The following is a 14,172-nucleotide window of genomic DNA, read 5'->3' as shown; positions in this document are numbered from 1 at the left end:
GTGAGAAAGATGGGAGGACTTATCCCATTTCCTATCATGGTAGTAAGGAAATTGGAGAGGGGCTTCGTGAAAAAAAAATCGGATTATGTTCAAAAGTTTTGGGCTTGAAGAAAAATAATCGACTATTTGTTTCAAGGAAGAAATGGATTACGTAAATCGACTTTTTCCGCATCTTCAAGAATATAGGTTGCCGCCGCATTTAGCAAACCCAAAACATTCGATTTTGGGAGCGCACGGAAAGCAGACTGAACCTCATTGGAGAGATTTTATTCGAACAACTATATTCGTCTGTATGTTTATAATCCACTCTTTGGATTTTTGGGGGTGCAAAGCTACAAGATCACGGCTAGTAAAACTAGGATAATCGAGCCAAAATGCTACAAACCTCAAAAAATATGCTTGGCTCATTTTTCCTACTTTTTAGCTTAAAACATGCGTTTAAATAGGTTTGAAGGCCGATAAATGGCTGCCTTGTTCGTTTGAAAAAACTGTAGCACTTTTTACAGAAATGCTAGCATTTCTGTAAAAAGTGCTAGCTGTTTTGACAAAAGTGCTAGGTGTTTTAACAAAAGTTCTAGCTGTTTTCATAGAAGTGCTAGATGTTTTAATAAAAGTGCTAGGTGTTCTGAGAATAATGCTAGCATGTTCAAAGGAAATGCTAGACTTTCTGGAAGACATGCTAGGTGTTACGACCTACATGCTAGCATTTAGCAAAATTAAGCTAGCACTTGCGAAGAAACAGCTAGAGTTTAGAAAAGAAGTTCTAGGTGTTTTGTTCAACGTCCTAGCATGTTTGACAGAACAGATAGCTGTTACAGTTTATTTGCTAGGTATTTGCGCGCAATCGTAGGCAGCTCAAGAGAGAAAGCTATCATCTTTAACCAATAAATAGGCGCATTTATACGATAGTATATATGCTGCGACGTATGCCGTGTATCTCTTTCTTGGCCAGAAGGGTGGCAAACAGCTGCAAGATCACTAAAGGATCCATTACTGCTGGTCAAGAACCCTTTATCGCCCCCAAGAATTCGGTATGATGCCAAAGATTCTGCTTGATCCGATATGAATCCTGCGCTCTAACTATGTATCTCAACCCTTTTAAAAAAGAAAAGCAGACACTTTGGTGTCTGCTTTTTGTAGCGGGGAGCAGGATCGAACTGCCGACCTCAGGGTTATGAATCCTGCGCTCTAACCATCTGAGCTACCCCGCCGTTTTCGTGATGCAAATATAGCAAATACTCGCTACATGCAAAGAAAAAAAATCAATTCGAAGGCGATTTGCGTAGGGCGTGTTGCAATATGCTCATTATGAATTGGATAATTTGGTGCGGCTTTAGAAGCCAAAATTAATTAGAGCTTCTATTTTGATTACCGAAATAAAATTGTATAATTACAAAACGTCAACAATGGTTTTTTAATTATTAACCAAAACAAGCTGTATGGAACAAAAAGTGGAAATTCATTTAGAATATATAATAAATTCATCCCCTCGGATTTTATTTCCTTACATTCAGGAGCCGAATGCTTTGTCCCAGTGGTTTGCCGATGATGTAAATTACAAAGATGGTGTATACGAATTTATCTGGGATGATGAGGTAAATAGGGCGAGGCTAGTTACTAGTAAAGAGAATAAGGCCGTTCGCTTTAAATGGATTGACGACGAGCCATATTATTTTGAAATCGAAATTATTCAAGATGAGCTTACCAACGATGTTGCCTTATCCATTACCGATTATGTGAAACAAGATAATCTGGAAGATCGAAAAAAAATATGGGCTAACTCCATTGGCTATCTACAGAGTGTTATCGGAGCATAAAAAAATATAGTATCTTTGTGTCGGAGGTTGCGAAGGGAAATTCAGCATCGATATGAAGAAGATACACATTCTTATTCTACAAGCATTTATTAGGCCGTTCATGGTATGTTTCTGTATCGTGATGTTCGTCCTTTTGATGCTTTTTTTGTTTAAGTATATCGATGATCTGATCGGTAAAGGGTTTGAGTGGTACGTGCTGATGGAACTTATCGGTTATCAGTGTGCCGTCCAGCTGTCGATGGCTTTGCCGTTGTCCATGCTTCTTTCTTCCATCATGACCTTCGGGAATTTGGGAGAGAGCTATGAGCTGGTAGCGATAAAGGCTGCAGGATTCTCCTTGCGAAAGGCGATGACACCACTTATCTTCTTCGTTACGCTTTTTGCGGCGGGATCTTTTCTGTTTTCCGACTATATCCTTCCTGTAGTGAACCTTAAGATGGGATCGCTGCTTTGGGATGTGCGCAATAAGAAAGCCGATTTTTTAATTAAGTCCGGTATATTTAATAGTACGATTCCAGGTTATTCTATTCGTGCGAAAAGCAAGAATGAGAATGGAACAATCTTGTATAACCTGATGATTTATGATCACCGATCTGGCAATGCCACGAATAATGTGCTGTTGGCCAAGGAGGGATTTATGCAGAATTCCGCAGATAATAATTACATGATTCTGCGCTTGAAGGACGGGGTGCGTTATGAGGAGTCTAGAGCAAAAAATGCTAAACGCTACGATCCACGTCAGCAATTTACCAGATTTCGATTTAAAGAGACTGAGCAGAAATTTGATATGGAAGCTTTTCAAATGAAGCGAACAGATGAGAGTTTTTTTAAAACGCACCATTCCATGTTGAATCTAAAACAGCTGAAAATGTACACAGATTCCAACCGTCTGCAGCTGGATAGTATCCGTCGAAACATCTATTTGGAAGCTAAAAATTATGTCACCTACCTTTCTCCCTATTATCATGAGAAGCAGGTAGCTCAGATTAAGGTTAAAAAATTCAACGATTTCTTGACAGATTATGTTCCGAAAGATCAGCGACGAATGCTGATCAGCAACGCTTTGGGACAGGTACAGCAGATGAACAATGTGTTCGAGATGAAAGAGCCGGATTATAAGTCATACGTAGAAAAAGATATTCGTTATAATATTGAATTTCATCGAAAGTTTACCTTGGCTGTCTCCTGTTTATTACTTTTCGCTATTGGGGCACCTCTCGGAGCTATCATTCGTAAAGGCGGACTAGGACTGCCAGTGGTGGTCGCAATTATTTTCTTTTTGATTTACCATATTATTTCCACGATGTCCGAAAAAGCAGCAAAAGATGGTAGTTTAGACCCGATTTTCGGCATGTGGATGGCAATAATTGTGCTCAGCCCATTGGCTATGTTTTTGACGTACAAGTCGACTACCGACTCCTCGCTTTTTGATATTGAACAATATAAGCTGAAGTTGGAGGCTGCGTGGAAATGGATCACATCGAAGTTTGGGAAGCGGTTGTCGCGCTAACCAACAGATTTTGACAAGGGTATTATAGAAAACACATGAAAGAACCCTACCTTTGTAGACGAAAGACTAACACAACATGGAAATTAAATTAAATACGATCGAGGAAGCTATTGAGGATATCAAGGCTGGGAAAGTCATCATCGTTGTTGATGACGAGGATCGTGAAAATGAAGGCGACTTTGTGACTGCGGCTCGCAATGCGACTCCAGAGGTTATCAACTTCATGGCTACACATGGTCGTGGATTGGTGTGTGCGCCACTCACACAGGAGCGCTGTATGGAGCTGAACCTTGACCTAATGGTGGGGCAAAATACCGCGGTCTATGAGACCAATTTTACGGTTTCGGTTGATCTTCAGGGCTACGGTTGTACCACGGGAATTTCGGCTTCGGATCGCTCTAAGACCATTAAGGCGTTGATCGATCCTAACATCAAACCGGAAGAGTTAGGAAGACCTGGGCATATTTTTCCGCTTATCGCCAAAGACGGTGGGGTGTTACGTCGTACAGGACATACAGAAGCATCTGTTGATTTGGCACGTTTAGCTGGATTTGAGCCGGCGGGTGTGTTAGTCGAAATTTTAAAAGACGACGGAGAAATGGCGCGTCTTCCGGATCTCATAGAAGTAGCAAAACGTTTTGATCTGAAGATCGTCAGTATTAAAGATTTGATTGAATATCGCTTAAAACACGACTCGCTCATTCAGGAAGAGGAAACGGTCAATATGCCGACTCAATGGGGCGATTTTAAGTTGAAAGCATTTACACAGAAAAATACAGGAGAACAACATCTAGCCCTATATAAAGGAGAATGGAGCGAGGATGAACCTATTTTAGTACGTGTGCATAGTTCCTGCATAACCGGCGATATATTCGGTTCTTGCCGTTGTGATTGCGGACCTCAGTTGCATAAATCTATGCAGATGATTCAGGAAGAAGGAAAAGGTGTGGTAGTTTACATGAACCAAGAGGGACGTGGTATCGGATTGATAAATAAATTGCATGCCTATAAGTTGCAGGAGCAAGGGGTCGATACCGTGGATGCCAATCTACAGCTAGGCTTCAAGGCGGATTTGCGCGATTATGGTGTTGGAGCACAGATTCTACGTTATATCGGTGTATCCAAGATGCGTTTGATGTCCAACAACCCAACGAAGCGGGCTGGATTGGTGGGCTATGGTTTGGAAGTCGTAGAAAATGTACCGATCGAAATCGAGGCCAACCCATTCAATGAATCGTACTTACGGACGAAAAGAGACCGTATGGGACATTCTATAATGAAAGACAATTAAGATTACTGTTTTACAGGAAACAGCTCTTGGCTATCTGCTAAGAGCTGTTTTTTTTTGCTGGAAAAAAGAATAGATAGGATTACCTACTTGGCAATCAGTATTTCATATTTGCTGAGTAGACCCGATAGTCCCCACATAGAGAATTTTGCTTTTTTTATCCGGTTGGATTCTGGATCTATGCTGTAATTAAATGATGTCTGGAAATCTGCTTTTTCCAAGTTCGTCTGTCGAAAAATACTTCGTTCCAGATTACATTGCTCAAACACTGCTGCGCTGATGTCTGCCTCCGTAAAGTCAACCTCCTGCAAAGCACAATTGCTAAATTTCTGCCCCTTTAATTTCAGTTTCGTAAAAATGCTATGCTGCAGTTGACAATTGTCGAAAACAAAGGATAGTCCAAAGGTGCTGCAGCTTGCAAATGATATACCCATCATTTTGCAATGGGAAAATGATGCATCTTGGAAACTTGTCCTTGAAACAGTCGCCAAACTCAGGTCGCAATGGATGAACTTGCAGTCGATGAATTTACAGTCTGAGAGGTCTGCTTGGTTAAAGATACAGGAAGTGAATACGCAACCATCATATTCTGATCCACGCAGATCGGAATTTTGAAAATTTGCCTTGTTGAACGTCTCGTCTTGATGGTATGCCTGTGTCATGTAAAGGAAGAATGTTGTGTCTAATGGTTGCAATTTACAACTTTAGCAATGAAATTTTTGGAATATTGTCGCTCGATTTGCCTAGAAAAAAGTCTTTTTTTTCGTTGAAAACTAAACTGTTTAATTGCCTATCTTTAGGAAAGAAAAAATTGTACAAGAAGCTCGAGTATGCTAACGATAGAGAATAACATCCGGTATGATATCGTATTTCTGCGTTGCCTCGCAATTGTTGCAGTTGTTTGCTATCATTTTAAACTCATGTTGTTTAGTGATGGATATGCAGGCGTTGATATTTTCTTCGTGCTATCCGGATTCTTGATGACCCAGATAATAAGTCAGCAATTAAATTCCAATACCTTCAATTTGAAGGATTTCTACTTTAGAAGATTAGCTCGTGTTTTGCCTGCATTGCTGTTTGTCATCCTCGTGTTTCTGTTGTTAATCTATGCTGTGCTTGGAATAAAGCTTTACGATTTCAGTCGGTTCGCACTATCCAGCACGCTTTTCGTTTCAAATATACACTACTACCATTCATCGGGTTACTTTGCTCCTTCATCACAACTGAACTTTTTACTGCATACATGGTCGCTTTCCGTAGAGTGGCAGTTTTATCTGATTTATCCGTTGGTTTGGTTGGGATTCGGGAAATGGCTTAAAAGAAAATCTTACTTTGTCCCGATACTGCTGCTGTCCTTGTTGTGGCTTTTATCGCTGTTATGCATGTTTTATTATGTGCAGGTCAAAGAATCCTTTGCTTTTTATATGTTTCCAGCGCGAGCCTGGGAGCTTTTGACAGGTGCTTTTGCGTTTTTTTTGGGGCCAATCCTAACCAAGCGTTGGTCGTTGTTGCTAAAAAATTTGCTCAGCATTGTGCTGCTTGTATCACTGCTGCTCGCCTTGTCGGGCTATCTACAGATTGGTCGTTGGGGCTGGCCTTCGACGGCCACATTACTACCCGTGGGGCTCACTTTGTTTGTGCTGCTCATCGGTCCTGATTACAGGTTGTTTCGTTCCGCGCCTGTGGTCTATGCTGCACGGATATCCTACAGTTGGTATTTATGGCATTGGCCGATTGTCGTTTTGTCGACCTACTTTGCCTGGGATCAGGTTTTTGAGGCTAGAGTTTTCTTTTTTTTTATGTCCATTGCTGTTAGTACATTAGCCTATCACTTAGTGGAAAAACGGCATCGATTTCGTGCTCCAAATGTTTTAGTCGGGGGAATTTTACTAACGGTACTTATTACCTTTTCTCTAACACAAATTCCATTAAAGAGGCTGCTTTTCTTCGGTAGTCAATCCTCGCTAGCGCAATTTCAACGTGTTTATCCGGTTCAGTATGCGCCAGCACAGTACGATTTTGGCAGGGGACACCTGTTGGCCAATTCATCCTTTGATAGCTATGATCGCCAGCATCTCTTCCGAATTTCCGATAGTACGTATAATTACTTGCTTTTGGGTGATTGTCACGCGGGCATGTTTTCAGCTACGTTGCGCGATTTGGCTAATAACAATAAGGTCAATCTGATACAGGCAACGGCAGATGAAGCCTTTCCCGTACCCGGTGTTGCATCCGTTTTCCAAGGTCCAAGTGATCTAATGGATTTTATGTATGAAAACTATCTACCGACCAACATGTCCAAGATCGATAAAGTGATTCTCGCAGCAAATTATGCTAGCTATAGTAAGAAGCAGCTGATCGCGTATTTTAACCGAATAGATACTTTCTTTGCTACCTACAATGTTCCAGTTGTCTTTATCGGGCAAACAGAGAGCTATCGTGTCGAGTATCCTGTCGTCGAGACCTTACACAGACGTTTTGGTTTGGATAAATCGGATTATTTGGTTCCCGCTCGTTACTATGTCAACCAGTTTTTGAAGCGATCTAAGATAGCTTCGCGTTATATAGATGTATATGATCTACCAAAAATCAAGCACGGAGATGCTTCGCAAGCTTACTTTTACGACGGAGACCATCTTTCTACTTTTGGAACAGATCAGTATAAGGAGTTGTTGCAGCAATATATTTTCGAGCGTTAAGCAGCGCGTAAACAGACTTTGGTACAACTGTTTCGCTAAAGAACGTGTTGCTTACGTTCGAAAGAGTGATGGAACGAAAAGAGCGTCGCCATATAGACAACGCTCGTATATAATTTCTTATGTATGCTGAAATTAAAAAGAATAGTTTCTAGAGAACGATTGTTCTGGCGCTAGCTGTAGATTTTCTTCCACTTGAGTTTGGCCATTTTTTTCCACTTTAAATGAGATAGAAATCGCTTGTCTCGTCGGGATAAACTGTGCTCCGATGGCAACCATACGCAATGGGCGTGCAGATTCGATAACTACAGTCTTTGTACCGCCAGCTAAGTCGGCATCCGTAACAGATACTGCTGTTTCTCCGGTACGTTCTGCACCGTTTACTTTCCATGGTGTGTTTGCCTGAAAATCAACAGGAGAGCCAGACGCAACGAAGCTGATGTAATCATCTGTTGTAACATTTGTTGCGGTAATCGTGATTTTGTAAGAACCTTCTTCTACAGTAGCTTCATCCTTGCTGCAACTGTTCAAGAATACTGCGCTGAAGAGCATAAACAGGAATAAACCTGCGTTTTTAAACGTTAGTTTGTGCATGATGCTTGTTTTAAATAATATTTAAAAAAATAAAAACTGTGATTTATCCAGCCTTTTCAAAAACTGTGCTAAAAAACGCAGATATGCCGCAAGGGGAGGTGTTTTATTTTTGAATGTTGTGTTAAGTTTTTGTTAATCAATTATTTAATTTGTTTTGAATTTTTTAATTACCGTTCGTAGCTGATTCTCCCGCAAGCAGAGAAACAGATCCAACTGTGTAGTTGTTCGTACAACTACACGGCTGGAAGTAACCTTATTAAACAAATTCGGGAATCAACGGAGCTTGTCAGGAATCAATGCTCTCCGTAGCCTAGGTCGTCTAGTTTCCCTCGAAATACCCTAAATTGAATAATGAAATAAACGACGACAAGAATACTAGCTACGATAAACCAAGCCAGCCCTACAGATAGTCCATATTCATTTGCAGAAGCATTGTAGATCGTTAGCGATGGATTTATGTCGTTTGTTGAGGGAAGTAAAATAGGAAACATCGAGGCAGCTGTTGTGCCGAAGCTACCAAGGATAAACAAGCTGGAGCATATAAATCCACTACTATCTTTTTTGAATTTTTTTATGTTGAATAGTGCAATTAATCCTGCGAGTGCAATCATGGGGAATATCCATAGCCAGTAATGCTCTTCTAGGTTGGTGAATGCAATAGGTTTTACATAGTACCATAGCGCTGCAGAGATCAAGACGAATACTGATAGGACCAGGTTCAGACGAAATATAAGAGGTTTTAACCGAAGATTGATTTTCGAATTCGACTTTAGGATGATCCAATTGGCACCATGAATAGTGAGCGTCAGCACCGATACCAGACCCAGTACAATGGTAAACCAATCGATGATCCCCTGATGTTCAGCAAGAGGGTCGAAGGTTGGGTTCCATAGCGGTAGAAAAAAATAGGGTGCCTCCTGTTGGGCTACACCATTTTCGACCATGCCTAAGTTTACTCCACGTACCACATTGCCTAATGCCGCGCCGAAAAACAGCGCTAATAGTAGGCTGGCAATGCCAAAAGCCCTATCCCACAATCGCTCCCATAACCTGTTGTGAACTTGTCCCCTTAGCTCGAGTCCTACAGCGCGGAAAATAAGTAGCCACAAAACAAGCATAAGTGGTAAGTAAAAGCCGCTGAACGAAGAGGCATAAAGCGTTGGAAATGCGAAAAACAAAACACCACCCGAAGCGATAAGCCACACCTCGTTGGCATCCCAAAAAGGGCCAATCGCGTTTGTCACGGCTTTTCGTTCATCATCGTCCTTTGCAACCAGAAGATGCACGATACCCGCCCCAAAGTCATAACCATCCAATACAATGTAGGTTGCCAACATCACAACCAGTACGATAAACCATAATGTTTCCATCGTGAAAAAGTGTTAATGTGCTAAGATTGGTTCAGGACCTTTACGGATGATCTTTAGCACTAAGAGTAAAAACAGTAAACCAAGTAAGATGTAAAGCCCCACAAAGCCCAATAGCGTAAATAAGGTGTTCCCAGAAGATACCGTTGGTGACACGCCACTGGTCATCCGCATTAAATTATAAACCAACCAAGGTTGTCGACCTAATTCGGCGGTGTACCAGCCTGCCGTGTTGGCGATGTAGGGAAACGGAATGGAGAACATCAATATCCATAGCAACCAATTCGACTGGTACAGTTTTTTTCTGACCAGAAGAAAGGCAGCAGTCAGCATAATAGCAATGAAAATCGTACCTAGCCCTGCCATAATATGGTAGGCGTAATATAGCCCCGGTACATTGGTTGGATGTACGCGTTCATCAAATTCATTCAATCCCTTTATTTCGGCATCCCACCGTTGGTAGGTCAAAAAGCTGAGGATATTCGGAACGGAGATTTTGTTGTCCAATTTTTTATTGACCATATCGGGCTGTCCCACGAGTACAATTTCAGCGCCCCCACGCTCCGTCTCAAAGATGCCCTCCATGGCGGCGAAGGTGGCAGGCTGGTACTTTACTACATTTTTAGCGGCCAGATCGCCGGTAGGGAAGGCGACAACTATAGAGGCTATTACGCCAAAAATAACGCCGCTTTTCAGGAAGATCTTCCCAAAGGTACGGTGTTTATCGCTTAAGATATAGAAAGCCCCAACCGCAGAGACAAAAAAAGAACTGGTAATCAAAGAGCCTGCTTGGTTGTGCAAGTAGGAAGGCCATAGCCAAGGATTCTTGAATAAAGCTGCGAAATTCGTAAGGACAAATTTCCCATTTTCAAGAATTTCGTAACCCACCGGATGTTGCATCCACGAATGTGTCGCGATGATAAGATAACCGCTTGCCCAAGATCCCAAAAACACCATCAAGCCCGCCAAGAAATGTAACCTTTGCCCCAGAAGCTTCTCACCAAAAATGAACATACCGAGAAATGAAGATTCTAAAAAAAAGGAAAACATACCTTCCATAGCCAACGTTTGTCCTACGATGCCCCCTGTTAGTTCGGAAAACTTGGCCCAATTCGTGCCAAATTGAAACTCCATCGGGATACCTGTTACCACACCCATCGCAAAATTTAAAGCGAAAATTTTCATCCAAAATTTCGCTGCGTGGTTGTAATCTGGATTTTTCGTTCTCATGGACATCCATTTGAAATAGACAATCATAAGCGACAGTCCCATGGTCAATTGAGGAAATAAATAATGAAAGGTAATGGTGAAGGCAAATTGAAGCCTGTTGTAGAGAATCATGTCTTCCATAATGCTGGACGGGTTTTATGGAATAAATATATTTATTATTTCGCCGAAAAAATGGCCGGCAACAGACCAATCAATAAAACAAGGTAGTTTAGAACTGTTCTAAACTAAAAGGTCGGAAGACGCAGTTTTCCTCCTTCGTTGTCTGGCATCAAGATAATCAGATCGGTACAGCCAAAGATCAATCGGTTTATACCTGAACCTGCGGTGCATCTACGGGAAAGAATCATGTTGAGAACTTTTTGTGTAAACGGTGAGTTAACGGATACCACCCATGGAATGGGGATCAAATGAATAACAAAAGTGATAGGTTATGGAAGTTACGTTCACAACAAGAAAAATAAAGATTATCAAAAGCACCGAAGATCGGAATTTGGGTACATTCAATGAGGAGGTGTTCAAGGAATGCCTAGGTAACAAAGAACTGCTCGCCTCTTTCGCAGAGATTGAACGAGCGTTCAAAGCTAATCCCAATTACGAATTATTGCATGGCGTGCAGGAACACTTGTCGATCCATTTTAGGGATATACAGTCGTCTCAGGAGATTCGTTTTAGCGCAACCGATTAGTTTTACTGATCGATCGATTTTAATACGATAAAAAATCAGTCCGTTGCGGCGTGAAGGAATCGATCAATTCGCCTTCTTCTAAGCATTCACATCCGTGTATCAGCATGGACGGGACAATGCAACTGTCGCCGGCCTCAAGGATCTGTTCATGCTCACCGATAATATACTTGAATCGACCCGATTGTACATAGGAAATCTGGACATGATGATGCTGATGTAATGCTCCAACGGCTCCTTTATCAAATCTTACCTTGACCAGCATTAGCTCCTCATTATGTGACATCACTTTACGTTGCACGCCTGCTCCGAGATCTGTCCATGTTAATTCTTGATCTATACCAAATAGTTTGTCCATGTAAAGAAGCTTTTATTTTTTCGACTTGAAAAGAATACGGGGATACCGAAGTTCCCCGCATTGTTAATAATGAAACAAGTATGCAATTGGCGTTGGCACTTGAAAGTATCCACTATTAAACATAACAAAAATAAGAAAAAAAGCTGATGCATACATAAAAGTTGCCTTTTTTAACATGTATATGTGCCAGCTGATGACGCCTTATTCCACTAGCATATCATCCCCTACAAAAACGGTTGGTCGATGTGATACCCCGATCGGCAAGCTTATGCTGAAGGTTGAGCCTTCTCCTTCTGTGCTCTCCACAAGGATGCTACCCCCATTTTGCTTGATCAATTCATGGCACAGCACAAGTCCTACGCCAGATCCGCGCTCACCGTCAGTACCGAAAGCAGGGGCTTGAAGAGATAGAAAGAGTGCTTTGCGATGATCTCGTCGCATGCCTACACCCGTGTCGGACACGTGAAGTGTAACATGATCTTCCGTCGTCATGCCCCTCAATGTCACGGTGCTTCCGGCAAAGCTGAATTTTATGGCATTACTGATGAGGTTTCGTAATATCGTGCTTAACTGATCGCGATCGGCATATACAAAGATCTCTTGGTCTACCTGTATATCAAAGTCTATCGCTTTTTGATCAGCCAAGGCTTCTAGAAAGTAGCAGGTCTCTTGCACCACACCCATTAGATAGATATGCGACTTACTCGTCTGCAATCCTTTTAGATTGTTGCTACTCCAGTGGAGTAGATTGTCTAAGGTACTATTTAATTGAGCAATTCGCTTGCTCACTAGTTGAATAGACTGTGCGGTGGCATCCATCGTAAGAAATCCCTCTTTAAATAGCATGATAACGCTCTGCAGTGATGCGAGCGGACTCTTGATATCGTGAGAAACGATGGAAAATATCTTTTGCATGTCCACATTCATTTGCTTCAGTTTTGCATGCTGCTCTTCTATCTTGGCTTGATAGCCATATTGAACATGTTTGAAAAAACTAATGATAAACGTCATAAATACCAGTGCACCTATCGTGTTGATCATGTTTCGTTGTGTCGATAGTGCTTCTTTATGCAGAAATTGTTGCGGGTAAAAGGTGACAAATAGTATGACGCCAATGATGCTTGCGCCTGCCAGAATTTGGATCCATTTTTTATCATACACGAGGATAGTGACAATAAGGACGCAAAGGAGATAATACGTTGCGCCATTTTGATATAGTAAACATCCAATCGCAAATAGAATAAAGTTGAATGCCAGTAATACAATTCGGCTTGCATTATATTGATGGCGGTGGTGCAGCAACAAAACAATGGCGGAAGCGGCACTGTTGGCCAGATTGATACCCGCGAGCAATTGATGATCCTTCATAAAATTGCATATGGAAAAAAAGAGTGTAAGCGGTATGCAAGATAACGCTATCAAATTCAACATTTGAATCCTTTTGTTCTCTAAATAAGACATACCTTGACGGACTCCAATATGGGTGAGCTTTTTCAAGATCGATAGCAGATTTTTCATGCAATCTGTAAAATGGTAATTAGTACGCGGTTAATAAAATGCAAAGTTATGGATTATCTGAGTAATTAAAAACAGGGCGGATGTTAGATCGAGTAGATAAAAAAGGCGTGTTCAGCCTGTCACTTGGTTGATACAAAATAGAAGTTAAATGGCAAAAGTCGTACGTTTGCCTAGCGCAAGGATCAAAGAGAGTTGCGTCGGTTTTCGTACATGTTTTTTCCTAAGATGCAGGAAACCATTTTGTTTTATTCCATATTTCTATCATGACAGTACTTGTTTTTACCCTTGTTTTGCTGATCGGATCCTATTTGGCGGGCTTGTTGGGCTCGTTGACCGGATTGGGAGGCGGAGTGGTCGTCATCCCTTTATTGACACTTGTTTTTGGCGTAGATATCCGCTATGCTATAGGCGCAGCACTGCTTGCATCTATCGCCACCTCATCGGGCTCGGCTAGCGCCTATGTGAAGGAAGGGATTACCAATGTTCGATTGGGCATGTTTTTGGAGATAGCCACTACCGTAGGCGCTGTGTTTGGAGCCCTATTGGCTATTTACACACCAACGAATACCATCGCTATCTTGTTTGGTATTATATTGATCTTTTCGGCAGCGATGACCATGCGCAAGAAAAATCAGGAAGCATTGTCAGAAGGCAGCCCGTTAGCGGAAAAGCTGAAGCTCAATGCATCCTATCCAGTAGGCGATAAGCTGGTACCTTACAAGCTACGACACGTGGGCGCTGGGTTTTCCCTGATGAGCGTTGCGGGCGTTATCTCTGGTCTATTGGGTATCGGCTCGGGTGCACTGAAAGTGCTGGCGATGGATACAGCCATGCACATTCCGTTCAAGGTAAGCACAACTACCAGTAATTTTATGATCGGCGTGACGGCAGCAGCGAGTGCGGCCGTTTATTTGCAACGTGGGTATATGGATCCGGGACTCGCGATGCCTGTTATTTTGGGCGTATTGGCCGGCGCGTTTACGGGTGCTAAATTGTTGACACGTATGAATCCTAAGGTACTAAGGATCATTTTTTGTGTGGCTATTGTTTTTGTGGCGGTCCAGATGATGTACAATGGTTTCCAACATAAATTTTAACCAATCCATGTTATC

General features: G+C 41.9%; 13 protein-coding genes and 1 tRNA gene. 6 read left to right on the top strand and 8 right to left on the bottom strand.

Annotation, left to right across the window (positions count from 1 at the left end; all coding sequences use genetic code 11):
* Positions 1-438: 438 nt before the first annotated feature.
* Positions 439-588, bottom strand: coding sequence for a hypothetical protein (locus SCB77_RS07060; protein ID WP_320185730.1), 150 nt, complete (start codon positions 586-588; stop codon positions 439-441).
* Positions 589-1,137: 549 nt separating this feature from the next.
* Positions 1,138-1,211: transfer RNA gene (locus SCB77_RS07055), tRNA-Met, on the bottom strand.
* A gap of 228 nt (positions 1,212-1,439) precedes the next feature.
* Here SCB77_RS07055 and SCB77_RS07050 point away from each other — a divergent pair.
* The 3 genes from SCB77_RS07050 (at position 1,440) to SCB77_RS07040 (ending at position 4,618) form a co-directional block, all read left to right on the top strand.
* Positions 1,440-1,817, top strand: coding sequence for an START-like domain-containing protein (locus SCB77_RS07050; protein WP_320185729.1), 378 nt, complete (start codon positions 1,440-1,442; stop codon positions 1,815-1,817).
* A 52-nt stretch (positions 1,818-1,869) separates the two neighbouring features.
* Complete coding sequence (locus SCB77_RS07045; RefSeq protein ID WP_320185728.1) at positions 1,870-3,327, top strand: LptF/LptG family permease; 1,458 nt, start codon at positions 1,870-1,872, stop codon at positions 3,325-3,327.
* Between the two features lie 76 nt (positions 3,328-3,403).
* A complete protein-coding gene (locus SCB77_RS07040; protein ID WP_320185727.1) occupies positions 3,404-4,618 on the top strand; it encodes a bifunctional 3,4-dihydroxy-2-butanone-4-phosphate synthase/GTP cyclohydrolase II in 1,215 nt (404 codons plus the stop codon).
* A gap of 83 nt (positions 4,619-4,701) precedes the next feature.
* Here the strand turns inward: SCB77_RS07040 and SCB77_RS07035 are convergent, their stop codons facing one another.
* Positions 4,702-5,277, bottom strand: a complete 576-nt coding sequence (locus SCB77_RS07035) for a pentapeptide repeat-containing protein (RefSeq protein ID WP_320185726.1) — start codon at positions 5,275-5,277, stop codon at positions 4,702-4,704.
* Between the two features lie 168 nt (positions 5,278-5,445).
* Between SCB77_RS07035 and SCB77_RS07030 the strand changes: the two genes are divergently transcribed.
* Positions 5,446-7,314, top strand: a complete 1,869-nt coding sequence (locus tag SCB77_RS07030) for an acyltransferase family protein (RefSeq protein WP_320185725.1) — start codon at positions 5,446-5,448, stop codon at positions 7,312-7,314.
* 132 nt (positions 7,315-7,446) lie between these two features.
* On the opposite strand, the gene SCB77_RS07025 is transcribed toward SCB77_RS07030, so the two are convergent.
* From SCB77_RS07025 to SCB77_RS07015, 3 genes are all read right to left on the bottom strand, one after another.
* A complete protein-coding gene (locus SCB77_RS07025; protein WP_320185724.1) occupies positions 7,447-7,905 on the bottom strand; it encodes a hypothetical protein in 459 nt (152 codons plus the stop codon).
* A gap of 293 nt (positions 7,906-8,198) precedes the next feature.
* The gene (cydB, locus tag SCB77_RS07020; RefSeq protein ID WP_320185723.1) at positions 8,199-9,275 is read right to left on the bottom strand and encodes a cytochrome d ubiquinol oxidase subunit II; all 1,077 of its coding nucleotides are present in this window, start codon (positions 9,273-9,275) and stop codon (positions 8,199-8,201) included.
* 12 nt (positions 9,276-9,287) lie between these two features.
* Entirely contained in the window at positions 9,288-10,622 is a 1,335-nt protein-coding gene (locus tag SCB77_RS07015) for a cytochrome ubiquinol oxidase subunit I (RefSeq protein WP_320185722.1), read from the bottom strand.
* Positions 10,623-10,932: 310 nt separating this feature from the next.
* Between SCB77_RS07015 and SCB77_RS07010 the strand changes: the two genes are divergently transcribed.
* Entirely contained in the window at positions 10,933-11,187 is a 255-nt protein-coding gene (locus tag SCB77_RS07010) for a hypothetical protein (RefSeq protein WP_320185721.1), read from the top strand.
* 19 nt (positions 11,188-11,206) lie between these two features.
* Here the strand turns inward: SCB77_RS07010 and SCB77_RS07005 are convergent, their stop codons facing one another.
* Together SCB77_RS07005 and SCB77_RS07000 are read right to left on the bottom strand one after the other, a co-directional pair.
* Complete coding sequence (locus SCB77_RS07005) at positions 11,207-11,542, bottom strand: cupin domain-containing protein (protein ID WP_320185720.1); 336 nt, start codon at positions 11,540-11,542, stop codon at positions 11,207-11,209.
* A 201-nt stretch (positions 11,543-11,743) separates the two neighbouring features.
* Positions 11,744-12,910 (bottom strand): sensor histidine kinase, encoded by a 1,167-nt coding sequence (locus tag SCB77_RS07000; RefSeq protein ID WP_320185719.1) that lies wholly within the window; start codon positions 12,908-12,910, stop codon positions 11,744-11,746.
* Positions 12,911-13,323: 413 nt separating this feature from the next.
* Between SCB77_RS07000 and SCB77_RS06995 the strand changes: the two genes are divergently transcribed.
* Positions 13,324-14,157 (top strand): sulfite exporter TauE/SafE family protein, encoded by an 834-nt coding sequence (locus SCB77_RS06995; protein WP_320185718.1) that lies wholly within the window; start codon positions 13,324-13,326, stop codon positions 14,155-14,157.
* Positions 14,158-14,172 lie beyond the last annotated feature (15 nt).

The sequence above is a fragment of the Sphingobacterium bambusae genome (assembly GCF_033955345.1).
Taxonomy (GTDB): domain Bacteria; phylum Bacteroidota; class Bacteroidia; order Sphingobacteriales; family Sphingobacteriaceae; genus Sphingobacterium; species Sphingobacterium bambusae.
The sequence above is the reverse complement of the archived record's forward strand: the minus strand, read 5'-3'. Positions and strand labels throughout refer to the sequence as shown.

What these genes read in the sequence shown, in the direction of transcription:
- SCB77_RS07005 (WP_320185720.1), bottom strand. Translation starts at nt 11,542, where the DNA reads ATGGACAAACTATTTGGTATAGATCAAGAATTAACATGGACAGATCTC.
- SCB77_RS07010 (WP_320185721.1), top strand. Translation starts at nt 10,933, where the DNA reads ATGGAAGTTACGTTCACAACAAGAAAAATAAAGATTATCAAAAGCACC.
- SCB77_RS07030 (WP_320185725.1), top strand. Translation starts at nt 5,446, where the DNA reads ATGCTAACGATAGAGAATAACATCCGGTATGATATCGTATTTCTGCGT.
- SCB77_RS07050 (WP_320185729.1), top strand. Translation starts at nt 1,440, where the DNA reads ATGGAACAAAAAGTGGAAATTCATTTAGAATATATAATAAATTCATCC.
- SCB77_RS07025 (WP_320185724.1), bottom strand. Translation starts at nt 7,905, where the DNA reads ATGCACAAACTAACGTTTAAAAACGCAGGTTTATTCCTGTTTATGCTC.
- cydB (WP_320185723.1), bottom strand. Translation starts at nt 9,275, where the DNA reads ATGGAAACATTATGGTTTATCGTACTGGTTGTGATGTTGGCAACCTAC.
- SCB77_RS07000 (WP_320185719.1), bottom strand. Translation starts at nt 12,910, where the DNA reads ATGAAGGATCATCAATTGCTCGCGGGTATCAATCTGGCCAACAGTGCC.
- SCB77_RS07045 (WP_320185728.1), top strand. Translation starts at nt 1,870, where the DNA reads ATGAAGAAGATACACATTCTTATTCTACAAGCATTTATTAGGCCGTTC.
- SCB77_RS07060 (WP_320185730.1), bottom strand. Translation starts at nt 588, where the DNA reads ATGAAAACAGCTAGAACTTTTGTTAAAACACCTAGCACTTTTGTCAAA.
- SCB77_RS07040 (WP_320185727.1), top strand. Translation starts at nt 3,404, where the DNA reads ATGGAAATTAAATTAAATACGATCGAGGAAGCTATTGAGGATATCAAG.
- SCB77_RS07015 (WP_320185722.1), bottom strand. Translation starts at nt 10,622, where the DNA reads ATGGAAGACATGATTCTCTACAACAGGCTTCAATTTGCCTTCACCATT.
- SCB77_RS06995 (WP_320185718.1), top strand. Translation starts at nt 13,324, where the DNA reads ATGACAGTACTTGTTTTTACCCTTGTTTTGCTGATCGGATCCTATTTG.
- SCB77_RS07035 (WP_320185726.1), bottom strand. Translation starts at nt 5,277, where the DNA reads ATGACACAGGCATACCATCAAGACGAGACGTTCAACAAGGCAAATTTT.